Genomic DNA, 24,178 nt, shown 5'->3' with positions numbered 1-24,178 from the left:
GTTCGGTCAGAACTCGAGCTCGGCCCACGGTATGCGGATGGGGAAGGGATAGTCGATGACGATGCCATCGGTGTCCTTCGGCGACCACTCGGCGACCAGCAGATAGTTCGCCGGGTGGAGTGGCCGGACTCCGGCGGGCAGCTCACCGGGCCTGGTCTCCAGGGCATAGGCGTGGACCACGGCGATCGCGCTCTTCTCCCGCTCGAGCTTCACCTCCCAGTACCAGGGAATGCCTGCCGCGGCGTAACGCCTGCGCTTGGCATCGATGTCGGTCTGGCTGTTACCTGGGGACAGGACTTCGCCGACGAGCTGAACGTCGGCGGCACGAAGATCCTGGTACGGCTCGGGCAGGCAGCGCTGGACGAGGAAGTCCGGGGTCACGAAGTCCGACTTGCCGTGCGCGCCGAAGAACACATTCGTCTCGGTATGAACCCGCCTGCATTCCGCCGGATTCTTCGCCATGGCCTCGCGCGCGCACCGGCGCAGTCCGCTCCACATCAGATTCGTGAATTCCTGATGCTCGGCCGGACCTCGTCGCAGCCACACGACACGGCCGTCCCACAGCTCGATATTGCGCGCGATCTCCTCGGGTAGCTGCGCGAGTTCCTCCCAGGTCATCCGTTCCGGGAGGTCTGGGCGCTGTGGGGCAGGACGTGCCATATCACCATGGTATTCGGGGGCGCCGGGGAATCCGGGGGATCGAATACGCGGCAGCCGATCGCGCGGGCATTCACCGGAGATTCTCGTGTCGATCAGCGCGCAGACCGGCGATCGTCATGCCGATCAGCAGGTCGTAACTCTCGTCCAGTTTCTCCGGCAGCCCGAACCCGCCCTGGGCCTCCAATACGACGAACCCGTGCACAGACGAGCGCAGACAGCGGGTCGCGTGGACGGCGGCGGAATCGGTCAGGCCGTAGGCGCGCAGGGCGGCGGTGACGATGCCGACCAGGCGGGCGCCTGCCTCTTCGGTCAGGGGATCCGGGCGCTGGACGACCGCCGCGTAGCGGTGTGGGTACTGCCGCACGTACTCGCGCCACGCGGTCATCAGCGCCCGGATGGCGTCGTCGGCGGAACGGCCGAGCACCGCGGCGCCCACCCGGTCGGCGATGTCGCCGAGGACGCGCGCCGAAACCAGCGCGCGCAGTTCGGCCAGATTCCGCACATGCTTGTACAGCGACGGCGTCGCCACCCCGGCCTTGCCCGCCACCGAAGACAGGGTCAGCGTCTCGGGGCCGCTCTCGTCCAGAATCGCCAGCGCGATCTCGACCACCGCGGCCGGGGACAGCGCGGCCCTAGCCACGGGCGCTGTCCGCGACGAAGGCGAGGATGCTCGCGGCGACCCGCTCGGGGAACTGGACATGCGGGTAGTGGCCCGCGCCTTCGACCATTTCGAGGCGGCCGAGCCCGGTGGGCATCTCCGACACGATGCCTTCGCCTTCGGCCTTCGGATCCGCCCAGTCAGGATCGAGGGTGCCCATCAGGACCAACGCGGGGCAGCCGATACCGGCCAATTCGTCGCCGGCGTCCGTGGGCGCCGCACTGCCGAACTTGCTCAGCACGGCCATCCGGCCCGGACGGCGCAGATCGGCGTCCGCGGCGGCGAGCCGCTCGTCGAAGCCCGCGGGCTTCGTTCCCGGGGTGGCATGGTCGAGGTAGCGCTTCCACAATCCGACACTGCGCAGCCCGGCGGCGCCTGCCAGCAGGAGCATGCCTTTGCGGTAGCGGCTGTCGGTCAGCAGGGCGCGCAGGTCGGGCTGCTGGCGCCGGGTGAACGGGCCGATCTCGACGACGGCCTCGACCAGCTCGGGCGCCTGTGCCGCGGCGATGGTGGCGGCGCCGCCGGCGAACGAGTGGCCGACGACGACGGCCGGGCCGCCCAAGTGCCTGATCAGGGCCAGGATGTCGGCCGCGACATCGGTGCGGGTGTAGGAGTCCCAGCCCAGGCTCGACTCGCCGTGACCGCGCATGTCCATGGCGGCGACGCGGTGACCGGCGGCGACGAGGCGGTCGGCGACCGCGCGGAACGACGACCTGTTCTCGCCCATTCCCGGCACCAGCACGAACAGCGGGCCGCCGCCCGCCACGTCGTAGGCCAGCTGACCGCCCTCGACCTCCAGAATCATGGTGTCGGATGGCGTGTGGTTAATGTTCATAGCCATTAGGCTAATGATATTAGCCAACGGACGCAAGTGTCCGTCCGAAAGGACCCGCCGCGACCTCGGCGGACCCCGATTTTGTCCAGGTCGCGGGGTTGCCTACACTAGAGCGGTTGCCTGGGCACCCATCTGTCCGCATTCGTGCGGGCGGCGCCCGGTGGCAGTACCCAGCGGTCGGCAGGTTTGCCGGCCGGACCAGCCGAATTGTTGTAGGCCCACCATTCGCGTGCGTAAGCGCGTGGGTGCTGTATGGGAACCGCAGCGAGAAAGGTGTCGAGGTCGAACCATGACCATGACCGATCCGATCGCAGACTTCCTGACCCGTCTGCGCAACGCCAACTCGGCGTACCACGATCAGGTGAAGGCTCCGCACTCGAAGCTCAAGGCGAACATCGCCGAGATCCTCAAGCGCGAGGGCTACATCGCCGACTACCGGACCGAGGACGCGCAGGTGGGCAAGACGCTCATCGTCGACCTCAAGTACGGCCCCAGCCGCGAGCGCAGCCTCGCCGGTGTGCGCCGGGTGTCCAAGCCGGGTCTGCGTGTGTACGCGAAATCCACCAACTTGCCCAAGGTCCTGGGCGGCCTCGGCGTGGCGATCATCTCCACGTCGCAGGGACTGCTCACCGACAAGCAGGCGGCCAAGAGCGGCGTGGGCGGCGAAGTCCTCGCTTACGTCTGGTAAGGGAGTCAGGACTAATGTCGCGTATTGGTAAGAAGCCCATCGCAATCCCGGCGGGCGTCGAGCTCAGCATCGACGGCCAGACCGTGTCGGTGAAGGGGCCCAAGGGCACCCTCTCGCACACCGTCGCCGAGCCGATCACCGTCGCCAAGAGCGAGGACGGCCAGCTCGAGGTCACCCGTCCCAACGACGAGCGCCGCAACCGCTCGCTGCACGGCCTGACCCGCACCCTGATCGCCAACATGATCGAGGGTGTCACCAAGGGCTACGAGAAGAAGATGGAGATCTTCGGCGTCGGCTACCGCGTGGCGGCCAAGGGCTCGAACCTGGAGTTCGCCCTGGGTTACAGCCACCCGGTCCCGATCGAGGCGCCGGAAGGCATCACCTTCGCGGTGGAATCGCCCACCAAGTTCTCCGTGTCCGGAATCGACAAGCAGAAGGTCGGTCAGATCTCTGCGGTCATCCACGGCCTGCGCAAGCCCGACCCGTACAAGGGCAAGGGCATCCGCTACGCGGGCGAGGTTGTTCGCCGCAAGGTCGGAAAGACGGGTAAGTGATCATGGCTAATACGACTGCCAGCCAGGAAAAGAAGCAAGCCAAGCGCATTCCGCTGGGCAAGGACGTCGCCACCAAGCGTCGCCTGTCCAAGGCGCGTCGCCACTTCCGCCTTCGCAAGAAGGTGGCGGGCACCACCGAGCGTCCCCGTCTGATCGTGCACCGCTCCTCGCGGCACCTGCACGCGCAGCTGGTCGACGACTCGGTCGGCAAGACCATCGCGTCGGCGTCCTCGATCGAGGCCGATGTGCGCGCGGTCGACGGCGACAAGACCGCCAAGGGCAAGAAGGTCGGCGAACTCATCGCGGCCCGCGCCAAGGCTGCCGGCATCGACGCCGTCGTGTTCGACCGTGGTGGTCACGACTACCACGGCCGCATCGCGGCGCTGGCCGATGCCGCTCGTGAAGGCGGGTTGAAGTTCTGATGAGCGGAGCTTGCGGAGCGAGCATTCAGCACAGCTCGCGATTCGATTTCACCAACGGAAGGAACGTCTGATGCCGGGACGTCAGCGGCGTGACGGCGGCAACGGACCCGCCGGACAGAACACCAGCGGCCCCGAGGGCGGCCGCGACAACCGTCGTGGTGGCGGCGATCGCCGCGGTGGCGGCGACCGTCGGGACAACGCGGCCGAGAAGAACCAGCTCGAGCGCGTCGTCGCGATCAACCGCGTCTCCAAGGTCGTGAAGGGTGGTCGTCGCTTCAGCTTCACCGCCCTGGTGATCGTCGGCGACGGCAACGGTCTGGTCGGCGTCGGCTACGGCAAGGCCAAGGAAGTTCCCGCGGCCATCCAGAAGGGTGTCGAGGAAGCGCGCAAGGGCTTCTTCCGCGTCCCGATGATCGGCTCGACCATCACCCACCCGGTTCAGGGTGAGGCGGCGGCCGGTGTGGTCATGCTGCGTCCGGCCTCGCCCGGTACCGGTGTGATCGCCGGTGGCGCGGCGCGCGCCGTGCTGGAGTGCGCCGGTATCCATGACATCCTGGCGAAGTCGCTCGGCAGCGACAACGCCATCAACGTCGTGCACGCGACCGTTGCGGCCCTCAAGATGCTGCAGCGCCCCGAAGAAGTGGCGGCCCGTCGTGGTCTGCCGCTCGAGGACGTCGCTCCTGCGGGCATGCTGCGTGCACGCGCTCAGGCGGCTGGAGGTGCCAGGTAAATGGCAGATCTCAAGGTGACCCAGATCAAGAGTTCGATCGGCGCCAAGCAGAATCAGCGGGACAGCCTGCGTACCCTCGGCCTGCGGGGCATCCGCAAGTCGGTGGTGCGTGAGGACAACGCCCAGAACCGTGGGCTGATCAACGTCGTGCGCCACCTCGTGACAGTTGAGGAGGTCTGACATGACCATCAAGTTGCATCACCTGCGTCCCGCCCCCGGCTCCAAGACCGAGAAGACCCGTGTGGGTCGCGGTGAGGGCTCCAAGGGCAAGACCGCGGGCCGTGGTACCAAGGGCACCAAGGCGCGCAAGAATGTCCCGGCCGCCTTCGAGGGTGGCCAGATGCCGCTGCACATGCGGCTGCCGAAGCTCAAGGGCTTCACCAACAAGTTCCGCACCGAATACCAGGTCGTGAACGTGGGCCGCATCGCCGAGCTCTTCCCCGAGGGCGGCGAGATCGGTAAGGCCGAGCTGGTGGCCGCGGGCGCGGTTCGCAAGAACCAGCTCGTGAAGGTCCTCGGCGACGGCGAGATCGGCGTCGCGGTCCAGGTGACCGCCGACAAGGTGACCGGCTCCGCCAAGGAGAAGATCACCGCCGCCGGTGGCACTGTCACCGAGCTGGGCTGACGGTAGGCTCTACAACTGGTGGCACCGGACGAGTGAGACCTCGTCCGGTGCCACTGTTAGAGTTCAATAGTTCTGCCAAGCCTCGCCATGGGTTTCGGCATCTACCCTGCCGAAAATTCCCATGTCCTGACCATGTCGTTCGCGCCAGGAGGATCTGTGCTTTCCGCCTTCGTATCGGCCTTCCGGACTCCGGACTTACGGCGGAAGATTCTCTTCACGCTGGGGTTGGTCGCGCTGTACCGGGTGGGCGCCGCGCTGCCTTCTCCCGGCGTCGACTACCAGGCTGTTCAGGAGTGCGTCGACCTGGTCTCCGGCGGTGAGAACGCCGGTATCTACCAGCTGATCAATCTTTTCTCCGGTGGTGCGCTGCTGCAGTTGTCGGTCTTCGCGATCGGCATCATGCCCTACATCACCGCGAGCATCATCGTGCAATTGCTCACAGTGGTCATCCCGCGGTTCGAGGAATTGCGCAAGGAAGGCCAATCGGGCCAGACGAAGATGACGCAGTACACGCGTTATCTCTCGATCGCGCTCGCGATCCTGCAGGCGACCGGCCTGGTGGCCCTCGCGGCCCGAGGCCAGCTCCTGCAGGGCTGCCAGCAGGACATCCTGGCCGACACCAGCATCTTCGGCATGATCATCATCGTCCTGGTGATGACCGCCGGCGCGGCGCTGGTGATGTGGTTCGGCGAGCAGATCACCGAGCGCGGCGTCGGCAACGGCATGTCGCTGCTGATCTTCGCCGGCATCGCGGCGCGGATCCCGACCGAGGGCAAGGCGATCCTGGACAGCCGGGGCAACATCACTTTCGCGCTGGTCTGCGTGGCGGCGTTCCTGATCATCGTCGCGGTCATCTTCGTCGAGCAGGGCCAGCGCCGGATTCCGGTGCAGTACGCCAAGCGCGTGGTCGGCCGCAAGATGTACGGCGGGTCCTCGACCTACCTCCCGCTGAAGGTCAACCAGGCCGGTGTCATCCCGGTGATCTTCGCGTCCTCACTGCTGTACCTGCCGAACCTGATCGCGCAGCTGACCGGCGCGCAGAACGCGACCGATCCCAGTTGGTGGCAGGAGATCATCCAGAAGTATCTGGTGAATCCGAGCAATCCGATCTACATCGCGATCTACTTCGGACTCATCGTCTTCTTCACCTACTTCTATGTGGCGATCACCTTCAATCCGGAGGAACGCGCCGACGAGATGAAGAAGTTCGGTGGCTTCATCCCCGGCTACCGTCCGGGCAAGCCCACCGCCGACTACCTCAATTTCGTGCTGAGCCGCATCACATTGCCCGGCTCGATCTACCTCGGCCTGGTTGCCGTCCTGCCCAATGTGTTCCTCGACATCGGTAATTCCGGCGGAATCCAGAACCTCCCGTTCGGCGGTACCGCGGTGCTGATCATGGTGAGCGTCGGTCTGGACACGGTGAAGCAGATCGAAAGCCAGTTGATGAACAGAAATTACGAAGGGTTCCTCAAGTGAGAGTTGTACTGCTCGGTCCGCCCGGTGCCGGCAAGGGCACGCAGGCCGTCCTCCTGTCGGAAAAACTGGGCGTCCCGCACATCTCCACCGGGGACCTGTTCCGCGCGAACATCAGCCAGCAGACCCCGCTGGGCCGTGAGGCGCAGAAGTACATGGACGCCGGCGATCTGGTGCCCAGCGACGTGACCAACCGCATGGTCGAGGCGCGCGTCGGCGAGCCCGACGCCGCCAACGGCTTCGTCCTCGACGGCTACCCCCGCACGGTCGATCAGGCCGACGCGCTGGAGAAGATCCTCGCCGACATCGACAAGAAGCTCGACGCGGTCCTGTGCTTCGTCGTCGCCGAGGACACCGTGGTCGAGCGCATGCTCGCGCGCGGCCGTGCCGACGACAGCGAAGATGTGATCCGCAACCGGCTGCGGGTCTACCGCGAGGAGACCGAGCCGCTGCTCGATCACTACGCGGGTCTGGTCGTCTCCGTCGACGGTGTCGGCGAGGTCGAAGAGGTCAACGCCCGCGCGCTGGCCGCGCTCGGCCGCTGATGACGGCACAGGAGCGCTGAGCCCAGTGGTCTTCGGCCGGAAGAACAAGAAGGTGGTGCCTTTCCGCACCGCCGGTGAACTCGACGCGATGGCGGCGGCGGGCGCGGTGGTCGGCCGTGCCCTCGTCGCCGTGCGCGATGCCGCCGAGCCCGGGGTCACCACGCTGGAACTCGACGAGGTCGCCGAGACGGTGATCCGCGAGGCCGGCGCGGTGCCCTCGTTCAAGGGCTACCACGGCTTCCCGGCCTCGATCTGCGCGTCGGTCAACGACCGCGTCGTGCACGGTATCCCCAGCGCCGGGGAGATCCTGACCGAAGGCGACCTGGTCTCCATCGACTGCGGCGCCGTCCTCGACGGCTGGCACGGCGACTCCGCGTGGACCTTCGGCGTCGGCAACGTCATCGAGGCCGACCGGCTGCTCAGCGAGGCCACCAGGCTGTCGATGGAAGCGGGCATCGCCGCGATGGTGCCGGGCAACCGCCTGACCGACATCTCGCACGCCATCGAACTGGGCACCCGTGCCGCCGAGAAGGAGCACGGCCGCGCCTACGGCATCGTCGACGGCTACGGCGGTCACGGCATCGGCCGTGAGATGCACATGGACCCGTTCCTGGCCAACGAGGGCGCCCCCGGCCGCGGGCCGCAACTGGTCGTCGGCTCGGTGCTGGCCATCGAACCGATGCTGACCCTCGGCACCGTCGACACCAAGATCCTCGACGACGACTGGACCGTGGTCACCACCGACGGCAGTCGCGCCGCGCATTGGGAGCACACCGTCGCGGTGACCGAGGACGGGCCGCGGATTCTGACGTTGCGGCCGGAGTAGGCCTCGAGAACCGGGACGAGCGCGGCGGCCGACGATTTCGATGGGGTTGCCGTCCTCGTCCCATTTGCGCAACACCGCCACCCGGCCGTCGTCGGCGAATTCCCGCTCAGACTACTGTGGAGAACCGTGAGGGCCTGCCGTCTCGCCGCGCTCGTCCGATCTCCACCGCGGCCATCATCACGGTCTTGGTCCGGCCGTCATCGCCTCGCAGCAACCCGTACCCATCGTCGATGATCAGCGCCTCCGACGAGATGACCGTCAGCACGTCGCCGAGGAACTCCGCGACCGACTCCCATACCGCTTCCCGGTCCGAGTACACCTCGAAACTGCAGTACACCACCTGCCCGATGCGGCCGGCTTCTCCGGGGTGACCGTCGACGGCAATGGCATTGTCCGCGGTCAGAATCAAAGGGCACCAACCGCGATCCCACCAGACCATCCGAACCGCGCCATCGGTCGAGCCGTCCAATTCTTCATAGGGCACGCCGGGCCCGCTCTCCTCGGCCTCCCTCGCGCGTGCCGCGCACGCCTGCCCAGCCGAGTCCGTGTCTTCCAGCCACATACCCGCGACATCGACCCCACCCAGGACCGACCACAACTCGACTACCTCCGGCGGGGCCGCCACACCGGTCAACTCCTCGTAGCGAGAGGCTTTGCCGGTACCGCGCTCCGATCGAGCGCTGAAACCTTTTTCCAGCAGGGCATCTCGAATACGTTCGGCCGATGCCGCGACCTCGCCCCTCACTGTTTCCCTTCCGAGTCGGCCGCGTGCGTCACAGATCGACAGGCCGCAATATCTCGACCAACTCCTCGGGCGTGCTTCCTCCGAAGAAGTCCCCTGCCCATTTGATCGCTTCGTCGGTGTCGTAGGAATATTCGATCCGGAATTGCCCCGAGCGGGCGATCGAACACTTCATGCCTACCCAGTCGGAACCCTGGGCCTGGAACAAGCTGTCCGCATGATCGCAAATTCGTCGATCGATGTCGTCGTGGTCGAACAGATCGACATGTTGGCCGTTGTCGCCCTTGTATGCCACGACCTCCCATGTGCTTACGCCGCGGGACGGGTAAACCTTGGTGGACACTGCATGTGTCCAGTCCGGATATGCCAGAGCGGCAGCTTCGCCGGTCGCTACAACTAATTCGGAAATGATCTCGGACTCATCGAGATCGGCCATGAACTCTCCTCTCACCTGCCGTCGACATGCTTTTTGTAGTCGATCAATCGGATGCCGTGACCCTTGCGATCGAACACGTTTCCGCCCTGGTTGCTGAAGTTGATCGGAATCGATCTGTAGATCTTGCCTTTCCCGTCCACCATTCGTATGCGCCCCCGCACTCTGTCTGGGGTGACAGCGCCTGCGGGAGTGGTTTCGATCTTGATCTGTGTTTCCCTTCCGGCGCCCGATCTTGCCCAGTCGGCAATTGCATTCTCCAACACCCTGAACTGAACCTGGTTGAATACTCGTTCTTGTGCAAAGAGATTCACCAGTCCTCTGTCCAGTGTGGTCCGGTAGCTCGATGCGTGGCCGCCATCGTACGTCAAGCCAGTTCCGGTCGGGTCCACGCCTTCGTGTCCGGTATTTGTTGCCGCAGTGCTCTCGCGGCTGTCATCATCGCGGTCGACCCGGTCGGACCTGGCGAAGTCATGTCGGATGACACCTTCGGTCCGCACGTGACGGCCGTTCAGGGATTCGGTGCTCACCACGTTGTCGCCGACCTGGGATCGAGAGATCGATCGGACATTTCCCTTGTCATCCGGTGGGTAGATGATGTGCTGCTCGTGGCGCATCACCGTGAAGGTGCCGCCACCGTGCCTCGCGCTCCTCGGGTAATCCACCGCGCGGGGTGGGTAATTCCGGACCACCGTTTCCTTCGGGGGATCTCCGAATATGTGATCGGTGAACGGTTCGCCGGATGCCGTCTTCCCGTTGATGATCTTCGTCGGGTCACCCGCTGGAATCGGAATCGGGTAATCGTTGCGCAGAACACCATGAACGCCGGTTTGGTTGGGAGCGAGCGGAGGTGCGTCCACTACTCGCTGAGGAGGAGTGATTCGATCACGCACTGCGTCCCGACGGTCACCGAACGGTGTCTGGTATCCCGGTGGAGTACTCGTCGTGTTCGAGGCAGGAGTGGGGGTTCCGGTGGTTGACGGACTCTGAGCGGCATTCGGTGACTGGGCCGGTTGTGATCGATCGACAGCACTGCTCGTATCGATTGCCATCGGCGCCGCCGTTCCGGGCGGATTCGCGTCGGGTCCGGCGAGTGTGGTGGTGCCGTTGGGGTGGTGGGTTTGCCATTGGCCGTCGGGGGGGATGCGGGGGCTGCGGGTGCCGTCGGGGTTGGTGATGGGGGTGCTGCTGTAGATGTTGCCGTTGGTGTCGGTCCAGGCGGCGTGGGTGGGGGCGAGGACGTCGACGCCGAGTTCTCGGGCGAGTTGTTGGGCGAAGCCGTTGGTGGAGGCGTCGCAGCCGATGAGGCGGATGGGGGTGACGCCGTCCCAGCCGGAGCGGCGGAGGAGGTCGGCGTATTGCTGGGGGGTGAGGGTGTGGTTGCCGATTTGAGCGTGGCCGTCGGGGGTGATGTGGGTGTCTGCGGTGTAGTGGTTGGGGTCTGGGGGGACTCGGTGGGGGAGGTCGCCCATGGTGGGGTCGCCGCGGTGGTGGGAGATGCCTGCGGGGGTGTGTTCGGCGTGTTGGTTGTGGATTGCTTCGAGGTCGATGGGGGTGTCGGTGTCGACGGTGGGTGTGGAGTCGACCTCGGTGGTCGGGTCGGTGAGGTCGGGTCGGTCGTCGGGGCGGGCGTGGCCGTGGAAGTCGCCGACCGCCGCCGCGGCGCCACGATGCTCGGACGGCCCCCCGGCGCCGGCGGGCTCGTAGACGATCACCATGCGGTGGTCGGGGCGCGGTGCGGAGAACTCGGCCATCTTCTGCCGGTTCAGGACATTGCTGCCGCCCGCGTCGATGGTGTAGTCGTAGTCGGAGTTACCCGGCGGGGGGAATTCCGTGCGCTCCTGCACCCGGAACGGCAGGTCGGTGTCGGGGTACAGCCGCTGCAGCGCGGCGAAGAGCCGATCGCCGTCGATGTGGCCGCGGTCGTTGACATAGCCCGTTTCGCTCTCCGGCTTGGTGTCCCATTGCAGTTCGATGCGTCCGCCGGGAGCCAGACTCCGCACCAACTGGGCAGCGAGCGCGTCGTATTGGCTCGGGTCGAAGTGCGCGCTGACGTTGTTGATGAAGATGCGTCCCACGGTGCCCGTGCCACCGTGGACGAGGGCGCCGCCGTTGGAGAGCAGGTCGCCGAAGACCATCACCGTTCCCGGTGCGGTGAGCGGTCCCGGATCGAGGATGCCGCGGTCGCGGCGGCGCTGGGCGGCGACCGGGAACTCGGAGGCGAGTTCGGTCTTGATGATCAATCCGCCCGCGGCGCGATCCGCCGCGGGCGTCATCTCGACGCCGAAGGCGCTGCGGCCGACACCCACGTCGATGGTGTGCGCACCCGCCGCGGTCGCCGAGGCCGCGGGCCGCGGCTGGTGCTCGATGCGATGGTCGTCCTCGCCGAAGACGTTCTGCGGCAGCGGGAGCCGATGCTGGGGCCTGGGCCGTGGCAGGATCTCGACCGCCGATCTGCCGTCGACCGGATCGTGCACGACGACGGTGTACTCGACGTCGACACCCAGGGCGGTCGCACCGCGATTGGCGTGGTCGACGTCGCGTAGGAAGTCGACGAACGAGAGGGGCCGACCGTCGACGGTGACCGTTCCGGCATTCTGGTCCAGCTCGGCGGTGATCCGTCGCGGATGGTTCGCCAGGTCGGCCGCCGCGTCGTACATGCGCTGGAAACCGCTGTCGCCGAAGGTGTCCCGGAACGCCTGCGGCATGGCGTCGCGGAAGCCGTCGATCGCGGCGGAGACGGCGCGGGCGCGCTGGGCTTCCGTCGTCGTCGTGTCGTTCAGCGCGGCGTTGATCGGGTCCAGTGCCGAGAGCAGGTCCGGGGTGGGGACCGTCCTGCGCGCGGCCTTCGCCTCCGGGCCGGTGAACAGCGGATCGAAGACGCGGCGTGCCAGTTCCTCGCGGATTCGTCCCTGCAAGCCCGCGTTCTCCATCCGGCGCAGGCTGTCGGCGTACTCGCCATCGAGGTGCCCTTCGAGGCGCGCGTCGTAGGGAGCAGTGTCCTCGGCCAGGTCGGTATCCGGGCCGATGGTGGGCCGCGCGGCGAACGGATTGTTCTGTTCGAGGCCGAATCGCTGGGCCAGGCGGGGATCGTGGTCGCGCAAGAGGTCACGATTCCGGCTGCCGGCCGGGTCGTCGAGATCGAGATGGGCGGACAGATCCGCGAGATCGCGGCGCAGCGCGGGCAGTTCGGCCGCGCGCGCGGGATCGAAGGTGGCGCGGTCGACCTGCGAGAGCAGCACGCGCAGTTCGGCGAACCGCCCGCCGAGGTGGGTCGTCATCGTGGTCGGTGTCTCGGTGACCGGGTCGATATCGATGTCCGGGTCGAGCGAGAGCGCGATCTCGGCGAGTTCGTGCGCGAGCGCCCGCGGCACGTCGGATGTGCGGGCGCGTGGGGAGACGCGCACCTCGTAGCCGTCGCCGTCCGTGGCGGGACCGAACTGTGCGACCGCGCCGTTCGCGGTCGCGGCGATGGTCAGGTGGATGCGGCGGCCGTCCGGAAGGACGAAATGGCCGCCATCCCGGTTCCATGACACGGTCTCGGGGGTGATCAGCAGCAGGTTGTCGCTGATCGCGGTCAGCAGTTGGGCGGTGTCCAGATCCGGCTGGCCGGCCGGTCGGGCGTCGCCGTGGAACTCGCCGACCGGGCTCGCTGTTCCGCGCTGCCCGCTGTCACGGCCGTCCCACGGCATCCGCGGTGCGGTTCGCGGCGTGTCCGTGGCCGCCACGAACAGCGCGACCGGCGCGACCAGAGCGGCCGCCGGCGTCGAGTCGGTGTCGGTGGCCGAAGTGGCTGAGGGGGCTGAGGAGGTTGAGGTGGCCGGATCGACCGCGACGCCGGTGGAGATCGCCTGCGGCGCGGCGGTGAACGGAGATGTCTGCGCGGCGTCGACCAGCCCGGCCCGCGACGGCGAGGCGACCACCGGCGGCCGGGAACCGTCGGTGGTCGCGTCGAGCGATGCGGCGCCGTCCGGGCGGGACGTCCGGCCGGATTCGTGCGGGTGGGCGGGCTGCTGGGACGGCGCCGGATTCTGCGTTGAAGAGCCGGGTGTGGACGAGCCGGGTGTGGACGAGCCGGGTGTGGACGAGCCCGGTGTGGCGGTGGACCCCGAAGGGGGTGGCGCGGCCGGTGACGAGGTATTCGGCGCCGCCGGCGAGGTCCCGGCCGGCTGTGCGGAGGCGGCGGACTGCGCGCCCGCGGTACCGGGACCGGACGTGCCGGGCGCCGCCGCCGTCGGGGCTGCCGGAGATGCCCCGGTGAGGCCGTTCGGTGCGCCCGCGCTCGGCGCCTGACCGTTCGGACTCGCCGAGGCGGGGGTGGTGTCGGCTGGACGATCGGCCGAGGTGGCGGTGGAGTCGGTCCCCGAATTGGTCGAATCGGCGGCGGCCCTCGCCTCGGAGGTCGCCGGGTCGGGGGAGGCGGCGGATCGAGTGTCGGCCGCCGGATCGCCGGCGTTCGACCGGTCCTGACTTCCTCGGTCGGCCGGTCCGGTGTCGCCGGTGGACTGGTGGGAGGCGCCCGAGTCCGGGGAGTTCGCCTGGGTGGTTCCCGTGGTGTCGCGCGGCGCGCCCGACTCGTCGGAGGTCTCTCGGGCGTCGCTGTCCCGGCGGCTGTCCGCCGCGGGCGGTGCGCTGTCCGTGGGCTCGGACTCGGTGGCTCGAGCGGCGGCGGGATCGCCCGCCTCGGGCGATTCGGTGGCCCCCTTGCCGGGGTCGCCGCTCGAACCGGCCGGTTGGGTCGACTGCGGGCTGTTCGCGGGGGAATTCGGGTCCCCCGCCTGGGCCGGTTGGGCGAGGGCCGCGGCCGGGTCTGCCGCGGTGACCGGCTCGACCGTGGGGACCGCTCCGTCGAGGGTGGGGGCGGTCGGCATCCGGTCGATGTTCACCGCGACCGTGCCGTTGCCGCGCAACCCGCGGATGGCCCCCGGCCCCGCGCCGGAGAAGATGCCGCCGGTGAGGCTGCGCGGATCGAACTCACCGGTGACCAGGCCGGCCGCCAATGCGCCACCCAAGCCGCCCAGTCCGCCCACCACAGCGCCGTTCAGCGCGCCCTGCCTGCCGCCCATCCTCGTGTCGAAGCGCAGACTCGCCAGTCCGCCGGTGAGCCCGCCCGCGCCGCCCGCCACCGCCGAGACGGCCGCGTTCTTCCAGACCGCGTCCCAGTTGTATCCGTCGATATTGCCCGACTGCTTCTGGATGGTCTGGACCAGCAGTTCCTGGGAGGTGCCCTGCAGCGTCTCGACCAACGCTTCCTGCAGGCCTTCCATCAGCACGCGTTTGACCATCGCTTCGCTGATCCGTCCACCCGCGATCCGTGCGATGATCGCCGCGATCCGCCCGAACAGGGTGTTGGCGATCACGCGGAACGCGGCGCGGGCGGTGGCGAAGATCGCGCTGGAGGAGAACCATCCGACCGGCCCGCTCATCGCGGCCAGCGCGAGTTCGGCGAGCACCCAACCGAAGGAGATGTAGAAGTTGAGTTTGGCGGCCTCGAGTTGGTCGCCCATGGAATCGGCGGACTGGGAGAGCAGTTCGTAGTTGGCCGCGAACTTCTCCAGCGAGCCGTGGTTGCCGTCGGCGCTGTCGCGCAGGGGCTGCATCCAGGCGACGATCTTCTCGCCGCCGCTGCCTTCCGGATAGACCTCTTTCAGGCCGCTGATGATGCCGTCGAGTTCCGGTATCAGCGCGCGGATGTCCTTGGCGACATCGTCGAGGTCGCGGCCCATCTCGCGCATGAGGTCTTCGTTGCCGTGCGGCCAGTCGGCGCCGACGAGCCATTCGATCGGCTCGGCCCAGCTCGGAAACGACAGTGCCACCGGCGGTCTCAGCCTTCACCGAGGTGAGCGAGGCGGCGATCGCAGCGAGCGGCCGATGGCGTGAACCCTCCCACTTCAGCTCCTCGCTCGACGCGCCGGCCTGGCATCCGCGCGGAACGCGGACTCGGCGACCGCGTAAAACCCTGCCGTGTACCGTCTTTCGATCGGTGTTGCACTGTCGACTTTCGCACAACCGCCCGGTGAAGACAATACGAACAACGGTGGGCCGGGAAACGAACGATACTCGGAGGGGCCCGGTTGCCGCGGCGCCGCCGCGCGTGATCGGGTCGGTGGTAGCGTCGAGATCCGGAGGACCGATGGCACAGACAGCGGCCGCGCGTGCCGAGTTGGACCGCAGGGGTGGCGAGCTGCACGAGCGGATCGCCGAACTCGTCGCGCTCTGTACACCGGACGCGCTCGCCGCTATGCCTGCGCTCGGCGAGCCGGAAGTGGCGGACTGGCAGCAGCCCCCGCGTTACCGGCACAGCCTCACCGTCCGGGGATCGCGCGACCCGGCAGTATCGCCGGAGACCCTGGCGGCCCAGGTCACGGCCGCCTTGACCGCCGCGAAATGGCAGGTCGCCGCCGCGAACACGCAGAACTCGGCAGCGAATCGGGACGAGTCCGCGGGCGGGCTGGTCGTCGACGGCTCGAGCGAGGGATCGCAACTGCGCGTGCGTTTCTCGACGACGTCGACCGTCGTGCTCTACACCGGCGAGACACCCGCGATCGCGCTCACCACCCCGGAGCCGGACCGCCGCCCGCCCGCGCGTTCCGCCGACACCGTCGATCCCGGTCACGTCCTCTGTTACGAATGCGCCGGCACGGGATGGTGTCCGGTGTGCGAGGGCCGCGGATGGATCGCCGACGAGCGTCTCGGCCGGCGCCGCTGCCCGGAGTGCTTCGATCGGCGCGTCTGCCCCATCTGCGAGGGCGCGGGTGAACTCGCCGTCGCGCGGTTGTCCCCGGTCCAGCGAGCCAACTACGCTCACCTACCCGACGGATCGAAGTGAGGGGAGCGGCTGTGCCACAGACTCTTCCGCCGGCCAGAACGAACGCCGAGGCCAGGCTCTTCCTGCGGCTGCAGCCGTGTCACGTGTGCGGGACCGCCGACTGCGCGTTCCGCAGTGCCGTGGTCACCGTGGACGGCGAACTCGCCAGTCGCTACAGCGGAGAATGCGCCGGCTGCGGCACCACCCGGCAGTACGAGTTCCGCATGCCCGACCAGGTGCTGCCGCCGCCCACGGACACCGTCCGGTTCGGCGCCGACAACCCTTCCGAACTACTCGATCCCGGTATGTGGCTGTGGTATTCGGACCAGTGCGCGCGCCAGGTGCCCGAGCGCGGCGCGAACCTCGACGACCGCGGCAGGCGCGCGGCCCGGCACACGCTGGCGACCGCGCTCGCCGCCGTCGAGGAGGTGCTGAAGTTCCTGCCCGACTCCGCGCAGGCGGTCCCGGCGACGGCGTTCTCGTCGATGGACGGGCGGGCGGTGTACGAGCGGGAGCCCGGCAGGTTCACCCGCGCGCGGCTCGAGGCGATCCGCGACCACTACGCGGGGACTCTGTCGACCTGGTGAGGGCGTTCACCAGCCCTGGTCGGTGACGCTGCCCCGGCTGTCCCACCGCGCTCGGTACTCCTCCGCCGACTCGGCACCGGCGGCGTCCGGGTCGGTTCCGCCGGTGTCCGGGTCGCCCGCGGCGTGCTTCCTGGCGCTCAGCGGGACCGTGGAGGCCGGCGGGATGACCGGGTGCTGTGACTCGAGATCCGGCAGGTTGTCGATCAGATCCGAGAGCTTCGGCATGCGGGCGCGCTGCTCGTTGATCGGCGCCACCAGTGCCTCCACCTTCTTCGCCGCCTCTTTGGCGGCCTCCTGGGCGGCGGTGGTCACGGCTCGCGCGATCTCGTCGTAGGTGAGGTCGCCGATGTGGGGGGAGAAGCGGGTCTCCAGCACGACGCCGTCGGCGTTCACAGTGACCTTGACCCGTTTGCCCTGCGCGAACGCCGTCGCTGTCAATTCGGCGCGCTGCTGCGCGGCCGCCGCGACGGCGCGCATCTGCGCGGCGAACCCGTCCAGGATGTCGGAGGTCGCCTGCCGGGCGAATTCGTTCGGCACCCTCGCCCCTCCGACCTAGAACCGCAAGGTGTTGGCGCGTTCGGTGCGCCGGAGCCCGCGCGCGGCGTCGGAGAGCCCTTCGGCCAGGTTGTCGAAGGTGTCGGCGATCTTGCGGGTGTTGTCGCGCATGGTCGTCGCGCTGCCGTCGAACTTGCCCTTGTCGGCGAACTCGCTGCCGAACTTGTCGTCGCCCCACGCCGAACTCTTCGGGGAGAGGGCCGCCTCGGCCGCGTCGGCGATCTTACGCAGCCGGCCGCCGAACCCCTCCACGTCCCCCGCGAGCTTCGCCACGCTCTGCGAGGTCACTCGAACTCTGCTCATGGTGGACTCCCCTCCGGGTCGCGTCTGCCGGACGACAACACGTGAACACTTGACTGTGCCACAGCCGGAAAGTGAACTCAAGGAGAACATCCGCTGTCAGAGCAGGGGTGGATCGAACCGCGGCCGGGCGAGTCGGAGGTGGGATCACCTGCCCGTCAGGGAGATTCGGTACGGAAATGCAGCACGTGGTCGTGATCGATCAGCGGCGCGTACCGGGTCGGCGTGCCGTCCTCGTAGCGGCACAGTTCGTCACAGGTGGTCGCGGTCGTCAGGGCGGAGGTCGGTAGGTCCGCCTCACCCTTCCAGCAGGACGGTGACCGGACCGTCGTTGACGAGTTCGATACGCATGTGCGCGCCGAAGCGGCCGGTGGCGACGGTCGCGCCCAGTGCGCGCAGTGTCTCGGCGAACGCCTCGACGAGCGGTTCCGCCACCGCTCCCGGCGCGGCCGCTGACCAGGACGGGCGGCGGCCCTTGGCGGTGTCGGCGTACAACGTGAACTGGCTGACGACCAGGATCGGTGCGTTCGTCTCCGCCGCCGATCGTTCTCCGTCGAGGACGCGCAACCGCCACGACTTCTCCGCCAGGGCGCGCGCGGTGTCGACCGTGTCGCCGTGCGTGACGCCGACGAGCGCGACGAGACCCTGTGGGTCGGGTTCTATCCGGCCGACGAGCTCACCGTCGACGGTGACCTGGGCGGAGCTGACACGCTGGAGGAGTACCCGCATCGGGTGATCTTCCCATCTCGGGATGCCCCGCCGCGGCCAGGTCGGAACGGGTCACGTCGATACCGGCAAACAGGTGCGCCGGTTGTTATCGGCAAGTGCGACAGCCTCTTTCGTCGACGAGCCCGAGACATCTCCCGCCGATGATTCACCGCGGTGTCATAGACTCGTCACTGATCGAGCTTAAGGTGCCCCGGGGCGGTCGGTGGCAGGTATCGAGGAGTATCGGCGTGGGAGAGAACACAGCCTGGTCAGGGTTGGCGAAGTCGCGCAAGGTCAAGGTCGCTCCCGGCGCCGCCCTCGCGGCCGCGAAAGCCTGCTCCGACGCCATCGCCGCGTTCAAGGGCTACAAGGCGCTCTTCGACAGTGTCGGTATGGACAAGCTGACGCAGAAGGACTTCGGTGATCTGCCTTCGGGCGGGCGTCTCGCCCACGGTTTCAACGAAGCCGCGGGCAATTTCTATGAGCAGCTCGGCAATCACATCAAGACATTGCAGGATCTGATCGAGCTCTTCCAGAACGCCGACCATCTGTACAAGAAGAACGAGCAGGAATCCGCGGCGACTCTCGACGCTCTCAAAGACGTGAAGACCGACCCCGGCGCGGAGTCCATTCCCTGGAAGTTGCCCGGCAAGAAGGATGGCGAGTGGGATCTCGATAGCGGCACCTATCACAAGACGCCCGTTTCCAACGGTGGCGGGTATCACCAGGACTTGAAGGTCCCGGAAGGGCTCGTCAAACCCGAAGGCGTGAAGCTCGGTACGGCAGTGCCCATCGCCGCCAGGCCGGAAGCGGGCGAAACCTTGAGTTGGGAAGATCTGTACAAGGTCGGCCAGGCCATCGAGGCCGAGAGCCTGATGGTCCGGGCTCCGATATGGGGGGAGATCGCCAAGCGGGCCAACAACGAAGCCACGCAGCTCATGGACGGCCTCAAGCAGATCACCGCCGACAGCTGGGAAAGTGAGGGCGGCGAGCAGGCGCTCGCGGCGATCGGAAAATACGCCGGGACGGTGCTCGCGCTCAGCGATGCTTCCCGCGCGCTGGAATTGAACTACGAATACACCGCCGACTGGCTGGATCTGACCGAGAAGCACATGCCGACCGAAGCGGAAGAACCGTGCGGCTCGGGGCAGTTGGACCATATCCGGGAGGACTTCGACAAGTATTACGGAACGGGTGCGCGCGCCTCCGAAAAGCAGTTCCCCGGGCTGGAAGGCCCGCCGGTTCCCGGCGCGCCTCCCGCGCCGCCGAAGGTGGACCCCGCAAAGCAGGACCCGAATGCGAAGACGGATCCGGGACAGAATCCGGGACAGAATCCGGGCGCGGGACCAGGCGCGGGGCCGGGCGCGGGGCCGGGCGCGGGGCCGGGCGCGGGACCAGGCCAGGGCGGTCCCACTCAGAACATGGCACCCGCGAGCACGCCCGAGGCCCTCAAAGACGATCCGAAGAACCAGAAAGAGCCCAAGGCCGTCGGGGACGATCCGAAGAATCAGAACGACCCCAAGGGCAACCAGAACGATCCGAAGAACAACCAGAACAGCCAAACTCCCGGAGCCGGCGCCCCGGGGCCCGGGAAGTCGCCGGGGGGTGCGGGCTCACCGGGGAATGGCTCACCCGCCCCCGGTTCGCAGGACACCGGCGCGGGACAGAGCGCCGCGCAGATGCTCAGTTCACTGGTGAGCGCCCTGTCCTCGACGGCGCCCGCGTTGGCGCAGGCGCTACCCACCCTCTTGGAGTCGTTGCAGCAACTGCACCCCGTCTCCGGCGGTCCCGATCTCGGCCCGCTGAGCGGGCTCTTGGAGAAGTTCCCGGACCTGCGCGCCGCCTTGGCCGAATCGCCGCAGCTCACGCAGTTGATCGCCGAGCACCCGGAACTGCGCCCACTCGCCGGGTTGCTCGGAATACCCGAGGAAGCGATCGCCGCGCATACGGCGTCGAAAGAGGTCGAGTCGAAAGAGACCGGGGCGTACTTCGGCTCGGGATCAGCAGCCGAGCACTCGACGCACCTGTTCCCGCGCGCTGCCCTACCGGATGTTCCGCTGAACCTCTTCTCGACTCCGGACAAGTTCTCCCCGGCACCGGTTTCCGGTGACGCCGATGCCACGATTTCGGACGCTTCATGGGGGGCGGGCGTATCTTCCGAGACCGAGAGCGGCGCGGTGGTCCCCGGCGTGATCGCGCGATCCACCGGCTCGGAGCCGCTGATCCGGCAGATCGACTTCGGTACGGAACAACTGGTGGCGGAGGAGGAATCGCTCGGCGAGTCCCGCCCGGCGGTCCGGCCCTGATGCACAGCTGGGAACTGACCGACCTCGAGTTCCGGGTGCTCTGTGAACGCCACGCCGACAGCCATATTCCGCCGCCGCTGACGTACCAGGGCCGCGCGGAGTCCGCCGACGACTACGAGCGTCAGAAGATATCGACCTGGGAACGGTTGCGCGCCACGGGCGACCCGAGGTTCGCCGAGATGACTCGGGTGTTGGTCCGTCCCGAGGTCTCCGTCCGGGTCCTCAGCTGGCACGACCGCGGGCGCGACGATCCGAAGCTGTGGGTTCGCGCGCGTGCCGGCCGCACCGGGGCGCACGGGTATCTCGTCGTTCAGAAGCCCGGCGAAACCATCGGTCACAGTGGCGGTTACACCGTCATGGACTGTGGACCGCGCGGCCTGGCGGAGGCGATCGTGAATTTGCTCCCGCCGGGGGTCGATGCGGGACGGGCGGGCACGATTCCCCTCGTCGCCGATCAGGTGGATGTCATGCAGGAATACGAACTTCCGCGTTCGCTGGTCACCGAGACCGCAGATGACCCCGAAATCAGCCGCAGCAGAAGATTCTTCGAGACTCCGGCCGATCGGACCGGCGCCATTACCGTGCATCAGGGCCACTCCATGTACGGACCGCGCGGTCTCGTCGAGCACATCCTGGTGTGGCGCGATCTGCCCGGTGACGGCCGCTACGTGATCGAATTACCCGCTGTCGCACCGCTTGCCGTCGGAATGGGACGCAAGTGGCTGACCAAGAAGGTCGACGACGTCATCGAGGACATGCTCGCGCGCACCGAGAGCCACTGGGAGATGCGGGGCTGATCGCCTCGCGCGCCCGACTGTAAATAGCACGGCACCTTGCGTTCACGCTGCCGATACCGCTCGGTCGCCCGCCTCCGGCACCGTCGAGGGATCGGTGCGAGTGTCGAGGAGTCGAGGGCATGACTGTCGAGAACTATCCGCCGCTGCTCGACAAGGCGGCGCAGGCGACCGGCGAAGTCCGCGATCGGATCAACGGTGTGCTGAACACCCTGGCGACCTCGCTGGCCTCGCGTGGCGAACCCTGGGGCAACGACAAGTTGGGCAAGCAGTTCGCCGAGGGCGACCACGGGTATACGAAGTCGAGGGAGAACCTGGAGAAGAGCGCCGAGAACATGGCGACCAGCTTCGGCAACTTCAGCAAGACGCAGACCGACGCCGCCCGGGAGTTGCGAAAGATGGATCACGGCAACGGCAACCAGTACACGACGTAGATCGGTCCGCGTAGATGACCAACGAGTTCGCGAAAGCCGAGATGCTGTCGGTGCTGGACGAGGTCCAGCAGCAGATGAGGGTGATCGCGCGCGTCCAGCGGGACCGCGCCCAGTTGACGGCCACCGCCACGATCCGCAAGCAGGTCACTGTCACGGTCAACGCCGACGGTGTGGTGATCGAGACCAAATTCGGCTCGGCCATCGAGGAACTGACCTATCCCGAGATCGCGAAGGCGGTCACCGACGCGGCGCAGCAGGCGGCCGCCGACGTCTCCCGGCGCGGGCAGGAGCTCATGTCCACGCTGCGGGACCGTCGCGCGCGATTGCCCAAACTCTCCGATCTCGTCGAGGGCATGCCGGATCTCGGCGCCGCGATACCGGTCGCGCCGGTCGTCTCGACGGCGCCGCCGTCGGCCAGGGAGCGGTCGACGACCGAATCCGACGAGGAGTCGAAGGCGCTGCGGTTCACCGATGTCGAGGCGGTCGATCCGGTGGAGCGTGACCGTGGAGTCACCGATTCCGGTTGGTGACCGTGGTAGGCACTGATGGCTGAGCTGCCCGGCTACCTGCGGTGGCTGGAATGGGTGGCCGGCTCCGACTGGCCTGCGGGCGAACCCGAGGGTATGTGGGACATCGCCGGCGACTGGCGCACCGCGGCGAACGGCCTGCGGGAAATCCTGGGCGACATCGACCACGCCAAGAGCACCACCCTCGCGGCCTACCCGCAGGGCGAGGGCATGGAGAAGATGTTTAAGTCCTTCGACGCGCTGCGCAGCGGTGACAATTCGCTGGAGCAACTGGCGAAGTTCTTCGACCAGATCGGCGATTCCGCCGACGACGTGGGCACCGAGATCGAATACGCCCAGCTGATGATGATCAGCTCGCTGGCGCTGCTCGCCGCGGAGATCGCGGCCGCGTGGATCTTCCCGCCCACCGCCCCCGCCGCGGAGGCCGTGGCCATCGGCTTGACTCGCGTCGGAATCCGGCTCCTCGCCCAGCGGGTGATGAACCGGATCGTGCAGTTGACCGCAAGACTGGTCGGCCAGCGGGCGGCGAGTTTCCTGGTCCGGCACATCGCCCTCGACACCATCATCGGCACCTTCCAGGAAGTGGCGATCCAGGGCTACCAGGTCCAGGCGGGCCACCGCGACAACATGAACTGGGAGCAGGTCGCCGTGACCGCCGCGAGTTCCGCGGTGGGCGCGGGTGCGGCAAGCCCCTTCGGCGACTGGATCGGCAAGAAACTGCCGAACCTCGGGCACCATTCGATCAACGGTGCGGTGGTCGGAACGACGGCCGGTCTGGTGGGATCGGTGGCCGGCTTCGGCGGAAGCGTGTTGACCCAGCTCGGGATCGACGCCTACCAGGACGGCTGGGACAAGGCGTGGGAGACCGCCAAGCAGACCGAATTCGACCCGCGAATGCTCACCGCGGGCATGTCGAACGGCGCGATGTCGGGCGCCAGCCGATCATTGGCCGACGGTTTTTATCAGAACCGGCATCCCGAGTGGTATCCGGCGCCGCCACCCGACCCGGAACCGCGTATCGGCGGCACTCCGGATCCCCTCGGCTCGAACTCGAACGGCGCTGATCCGGCGGGGACCAACGGTGCCGATCCGACCGGCACGAACGGTGCCGGTCCGGCGAACACGAATGGTGCCGATCCGACCGGCACGAACGGTGCCGGTCCGGCGAACACGAATGGTGCCGATCCGACCGGCACGAACGGTGCCGATCCGGCGAACACGAATGGTGCCGATCCCACCGGGACCAACCGCGCCGACCCGACCGGCACGAATGGCGCCGATCCGACGGGGACCAACGGCGCCGACCCGACCGGCACCGACGGCGCCGCGGATCCGACGGGGAGCGGCACGGACGGAGCGGGTCTCGCACCCGAGGGCGCCGCCCCGGACACCGCCGGTCCCGAAGCCGACTCGACCGGCGACCCCGCCCCCCAGACCTCGCCCGCGGCCGGGACGACGCCCGAGAACGCCACCGACCCCGGCTCGGACACCACCGGGCAGGACGGTGACAGCGATTCGCCCGCCCGGCCCGAAGGCGAGGCTCCGCCCGCCCCGCCCACCCCGCCCGGCGACGCGAAGACCGACAACAACGACGGCGACAACCAGGCGGGCACGGACGGCGCGAATACCCGGTCGGAGACGAGTGGCGACACGCCTGGGGGAGCTGTCGACCCGGGAAGCGCCGCCACGGACCGCACCGCCGACGCGCCATCGGACAACGCGCCGCGCGCGGAATCCGCCGCCGCGCAGCAGGACAACAGCACCCCGGCGGGGCCGAGCAGCACCCCGGCAGAGCCCAACAGCACCCCCGCGCAGCAGGACAGCACCGCGCCGAGCCGCGCGGACGAGGCCGACAGCCGTTCCGCCGACCCGGCGCGCGGCGCGAACGACGCACCGCGCGCCGACCCGGCTCCCGGGCAGCCCGGGCGGACCCCGGACGGTCCCGCCTCGTCGGCCCCGGACCGC

Annotated in this window: 25 protein-coding genes; 16 read left to right on the top strand and 9 right to left on the bottom strand. The window is 68.1% G+C overall.

What is annotated here, in order from left to right; translation table 11 throughout:
• Positions 1-6: 6 nt before the first annotated feature.
• The 3 genes from NS3_RS17580 to NS3_RS17570 all read right to left on the bottom strand — a co-directional run bounded on the left by NS3_RS17580 (position 7) and on the right by NS3_RS17570 (position 2,153).
• Positions 7-660 carry a Uma2 family endonuclease gene (locus NS3_RS17580; protein ID WP_067861012.1) on the bottom strand — a complete coding sequence of 218 codons (654 nt, stop codon included), beginning with the start codon at positions 658-660 and terminating at the stop codon, positions 7-9.
• Between the two features lie 70 nt (positions 661-730).
• Complete coding sequence (locus NS3_RS17575; protein WP_067861010.1) at positions 731-1,300, bottom strand: TetR/AcrR family transcriptional regulator; 570 nt, start codon at positions 1,298-1,300, stop codon at positions 731-733.
• Complete coding sequence (locus tag NS3_RS17570; RefSeq protein WP_218018253.1) at positions 1,293-2,153, bottom strand: alpha/beta fold hydrolase; 861 nt, start codon at positions 2,151-2,153, stop codon at positions 1,293-1,295. Before NS3_RS17570 ends, NS3_RS17575 begins: the two co-directional genes overlap by 8 nt.
• A 289-nt stretch (positions 2,154-2,442) precedes the next feature.
• On the opposite strand from NS3_RS17570, the gene rpsH reads away from it, so the two are divergent.
• The 9 genes from rpsH to map all read left to right on the top strand — a co-directional run bounded on the left by rpsH (position 2,443) and on the right by map (position 8,019).
• Positions 2,443-2,841: a 30S ribosomal protein S8 gene (rpsH, locus tag NS3_RS17565; protein WP_040794535.1), complete on the top strand. Its 399-nt coding sequence runs from the start codon at positions 2,443-2,445 to the stop codon at positions 2,839-2,841.
• Positions 2,842-2,855: 14 nt separating this feature from the next.
• Positions 2,856-3,395, top strand: coding sequence for a 50S ribosomal protein L6 (gene rplF, locus NS3_RS17560; protein WP_067861006.1), 540 nt, complete (start codon positions 2,856-2,858; stop codon positions 3,393-3,395).
• Positions 3,396-3,397: 2 nt separating this feature from the next.
• Complete coding sequence (gene rplR, locus NS3_RS17555) at positions 3,398-3,817, top strand: 50S ribosomal protein L18 (protein WP_067861116.1); 420 nt, start codon at positions 3,398-3,400, stop codon at positions 3,815-3,817.
• A gap of 70 nt (positions 3,818-3,887) precedes the next feature.
• Complete coding sequence (rpsE, locus tag NS3_RS17550) at positions 3,888-4,547, top strand: 30S ribosomal protein S5 (protein ID WP_067861004.1); 660 nt, start codon at positions 3,888-3,890, stop codon at positions 4,545-4,547.
• On the top strand, positions 4,548-4,727 hold the full coding sequence (gene rpmD / locus NS3_RS17545) for a 50S ribosomal protein L30 (RefSeq protein ID WP_014349110.1): 180 nt from the start codon (positions 4,548-4,550) through the stop codon (positions 4,725-4,727).
• A 1-nt stretch (position 4,728) separates the two neighbouring features.
• A complete protein-coding gene (gene rplO, locus NS3_RS17540) occupies positions 4,729-5,172 on the top strand; it encodes a 50S ribosomal protein L15 (RefSeq protein ID WP_067861002.1) in 444 nt (147 codons plus the stop codon).
• Between the two features lie 156 nt (positions 5,173-5,328).
• Positions 5,329-6,651, top strand: coding sequence for a preprotein translocase subunit SecY (gene secY / locus NS3_RS17535; RefSeq protein ID WP_067861000.1), 1,323 nt, complete (start codon positions 5,329-5,331; stop codon positions 6,649-6,651).
• Complete coding sequence (locus tag NS3_RS17530; protein ID WP_067860998.1) at positions 6,648-7,193, top strand: adenylate kinase; 546 nt, start codon at positions 6,648-6,650, stop codon at positions 7,191-7,193. The genes secY and NS3_RS17530 overlap by 4 nt, the downstream gene beginning before the upstream one ends.
• Before the next feature lie 25 nt (positions 7,194-7,218).
• The gene (gene map, locus NS3_RS17525; protein WP_067860996.1) at positions 7,219-8,019 is read left to right on the top strand and encodes a type I methionyl aminopeptidase; all 801 of its coding nucleotides are present in this window, start codon (positions 7,219-7,221) and stop codon (positions 8,017-8,019) included.
• A gap of 106 nt (positions 8,020-8,125) precedes the next feature.
• Here the strand turns inward: map and NS3_RS17520 are convergent, their stop codons facing one another.
• The 3 genes from NS3_RS17520 to NS3_RS17510 form a co-directional block, all read right to left on the bottom strand.
• On the bottom strand, positions 8,126-8,644 hold the full coding sequence (locus NS3_RS17520) for an SMI1/KNR4 family protein (protein ID WP_157101397.1): 519 nt from the start codon (positions 8,642-8,644) through the stop codon (positions 8,126-8,128).
• Between the two features lie 148 nt (positions 8,645-8,792).
• Positions 8,793-9,197, bottom strand: a complete 405-nt coding sequence (locus NS3_RS17515; RefSeq protein ID WP_157101396.1) for a hypothetical protein — start codon at positions 9,195-9,197, stop codon at positions 8,793-8,795.
• An 11-nt stretch (positions 9,198-9,208) separates the two neighbouring features.
• The gene (locus tag NS3_RS17510) at positions 9,209-15,010 is read right to left on the bottom strand and encodes a DUF8616 domain-containing protein (protein WP_067860989.1); all 5,802 of its coding nucleotides are present in this window, start codon (positions 15,008-15,010) and stop codon (positions 9,209-9,211) included.
• 317 nt (positions 15,011-15,327) lie between these two features.
• Here NS3_RS17510 and NS3_RS17505 point away from each other — a divergent pair, with 317 nt between their 5' ends.
• Together NS3_RS17505 and NS3_RS17500 are read left to right on the top strand one after the other, a co-directional pair.
• Positions 15,328-16,023: a hypothetical protein gene (locus tag NS3_RS17505; protein WP_084495697.1), complete on the top strand. Its 696-nt coding sequence runs from the start codon at positions 15,328-15,330 to the stop codon at positions 16,021-16,023.
• An 11-nt stretch (positions 16,024-16,034) separates the two neighbouring features.
• Positions 16,035-16,589 carry a hypothetical protein gene (locus tag NS3_RS17500; RefSeq protein ID WP_067860987.1) on the top strand — a complete coding sequence of 185 codons (555 nt, stop codon included), beginning with the start codon at positions 16,035-16,037 and terminating at the stop codon, positions 16,587-16,589.
• A 6-nt stretch (positions 16,590-16,595) separates the two neighbouring features.
• Here the strand turns inward: NS3_RS17500 and NS3_RS17495 are convergent, their stop codons facing one another.
• The 3 genes from NS3_RS17495 to dtd form a co-directional block, all read right to left on the bottom strand.
• Entirely contained in the window at positions 16,596-17,126 is a 531-nt protein-coding gene (locus tag NS3_RS17495) for a YbaB/EbfC family nucleoid-associated protein (protein ID WP_067860985.1), read from the bottom strand.
• Between the two features lie 15 nt (positions 17,127-17,141).
• On the bottom strand, positions 17,142-17,447 hold the full coding sequence (locus NS3_RS17490) for a WXG100 family type VII secretion target (RefSeq protein WP_169811657.1): 306 nt from the start codon (positions 17,445-17,447) through the stop codon (positions 17,142-17,144).
• A 294-nt stretch (positions 17,448-17,741) separates the two neighbouring features.
• Complete coding sequence (dtd, locus tag NS3_RS17485; protein ID WP_067860981.1) at positions 17,742-18,173, bottom strand: D-aminoacyl-tRNA deacylase; 432 nt, start codon at positions 18,171-18,173, stop codon at positions 17,742-17,744.
• Between the two features lie 254 nt (positions 18,174-18,427).
• On the opposite strand from dtd, the gene NS3_RS29540 reads away from it, so the two are divergent.
• From NS3_RS29540 to NS3_RS17460, 5 genes are all read left to right on the top strand, one after another.
• Positions 18,428-20,458, top strand: coding sequence for a hypothetical protein (locus tag NS3_RS29540; RefSeq protein ID WP_067860979.1), 2,031 nt, complete (start codon positions 18,428-18,430; stop codon positions 20,456-20,458).
• Positions 20,458-21,255: an ESX secretion-associated protein EspG gene (locus tag NS3_RS17475; protein ID WP_067860977.1), complete on the top strand. Its 798-nt coding sequence runs from the start codon at positions 20,458-20,460 to the stop codon at positions 21,253-21,255. The genes NS3_RS29540 and NS3_RS17475 overlap by 1 nt, the downstream gene beginning before the upstream one ends.
• Positions 21,256-21,374: 119 nt before the next feature.
• Positions 21,375-21,686: a hypothetical protein gene (locus NS3_RS17470; protein ID WP_067860975.1), complete on the top strand. Its 312-nt coding sequence runs from the start codon at positions 21,375-21,377 to the stop codon at positions 21,684-21,686.
• A 14-nt stretch (positions 21,687-21,700) separates the two neighbouring features.
• Complete coding sequence (locus tag NS3_RS17465; RefSeq protein WP_067860973.1) at positions 21,701-22,216, top strand: YbaB/EbfC family nucleoid-associated protein; 516 nt, start codon at positions 21,701-21,703, stop codon at positions 22,214-22,216.
• 15 nt (positions 22,217-22,231) lie between these two features.
• Positions 22,232-24,178 (top strand): WXG100-like domain-containing protein (locus NS3_RS17460; RefSeq protein WP_444980679.1); only part of this gene is annotated, 1,947 nt, incomplete at its 3' end.

The sequence above is a fragment of the Nocardia shimofusensis NBRC 100134 genome (assembly GCF_001613125.1).
Lineage (GTDB): Bacteria > Actinomycetota > Actinomycetes > Mycobacteriales > Mycobacteriaceae > Nocardia > Nocardia shimofusensis.
Note: the sequence above shows the minus strand (reverse complement) of the source record. Positions and strands in the feature narration are given on the sequence as shown.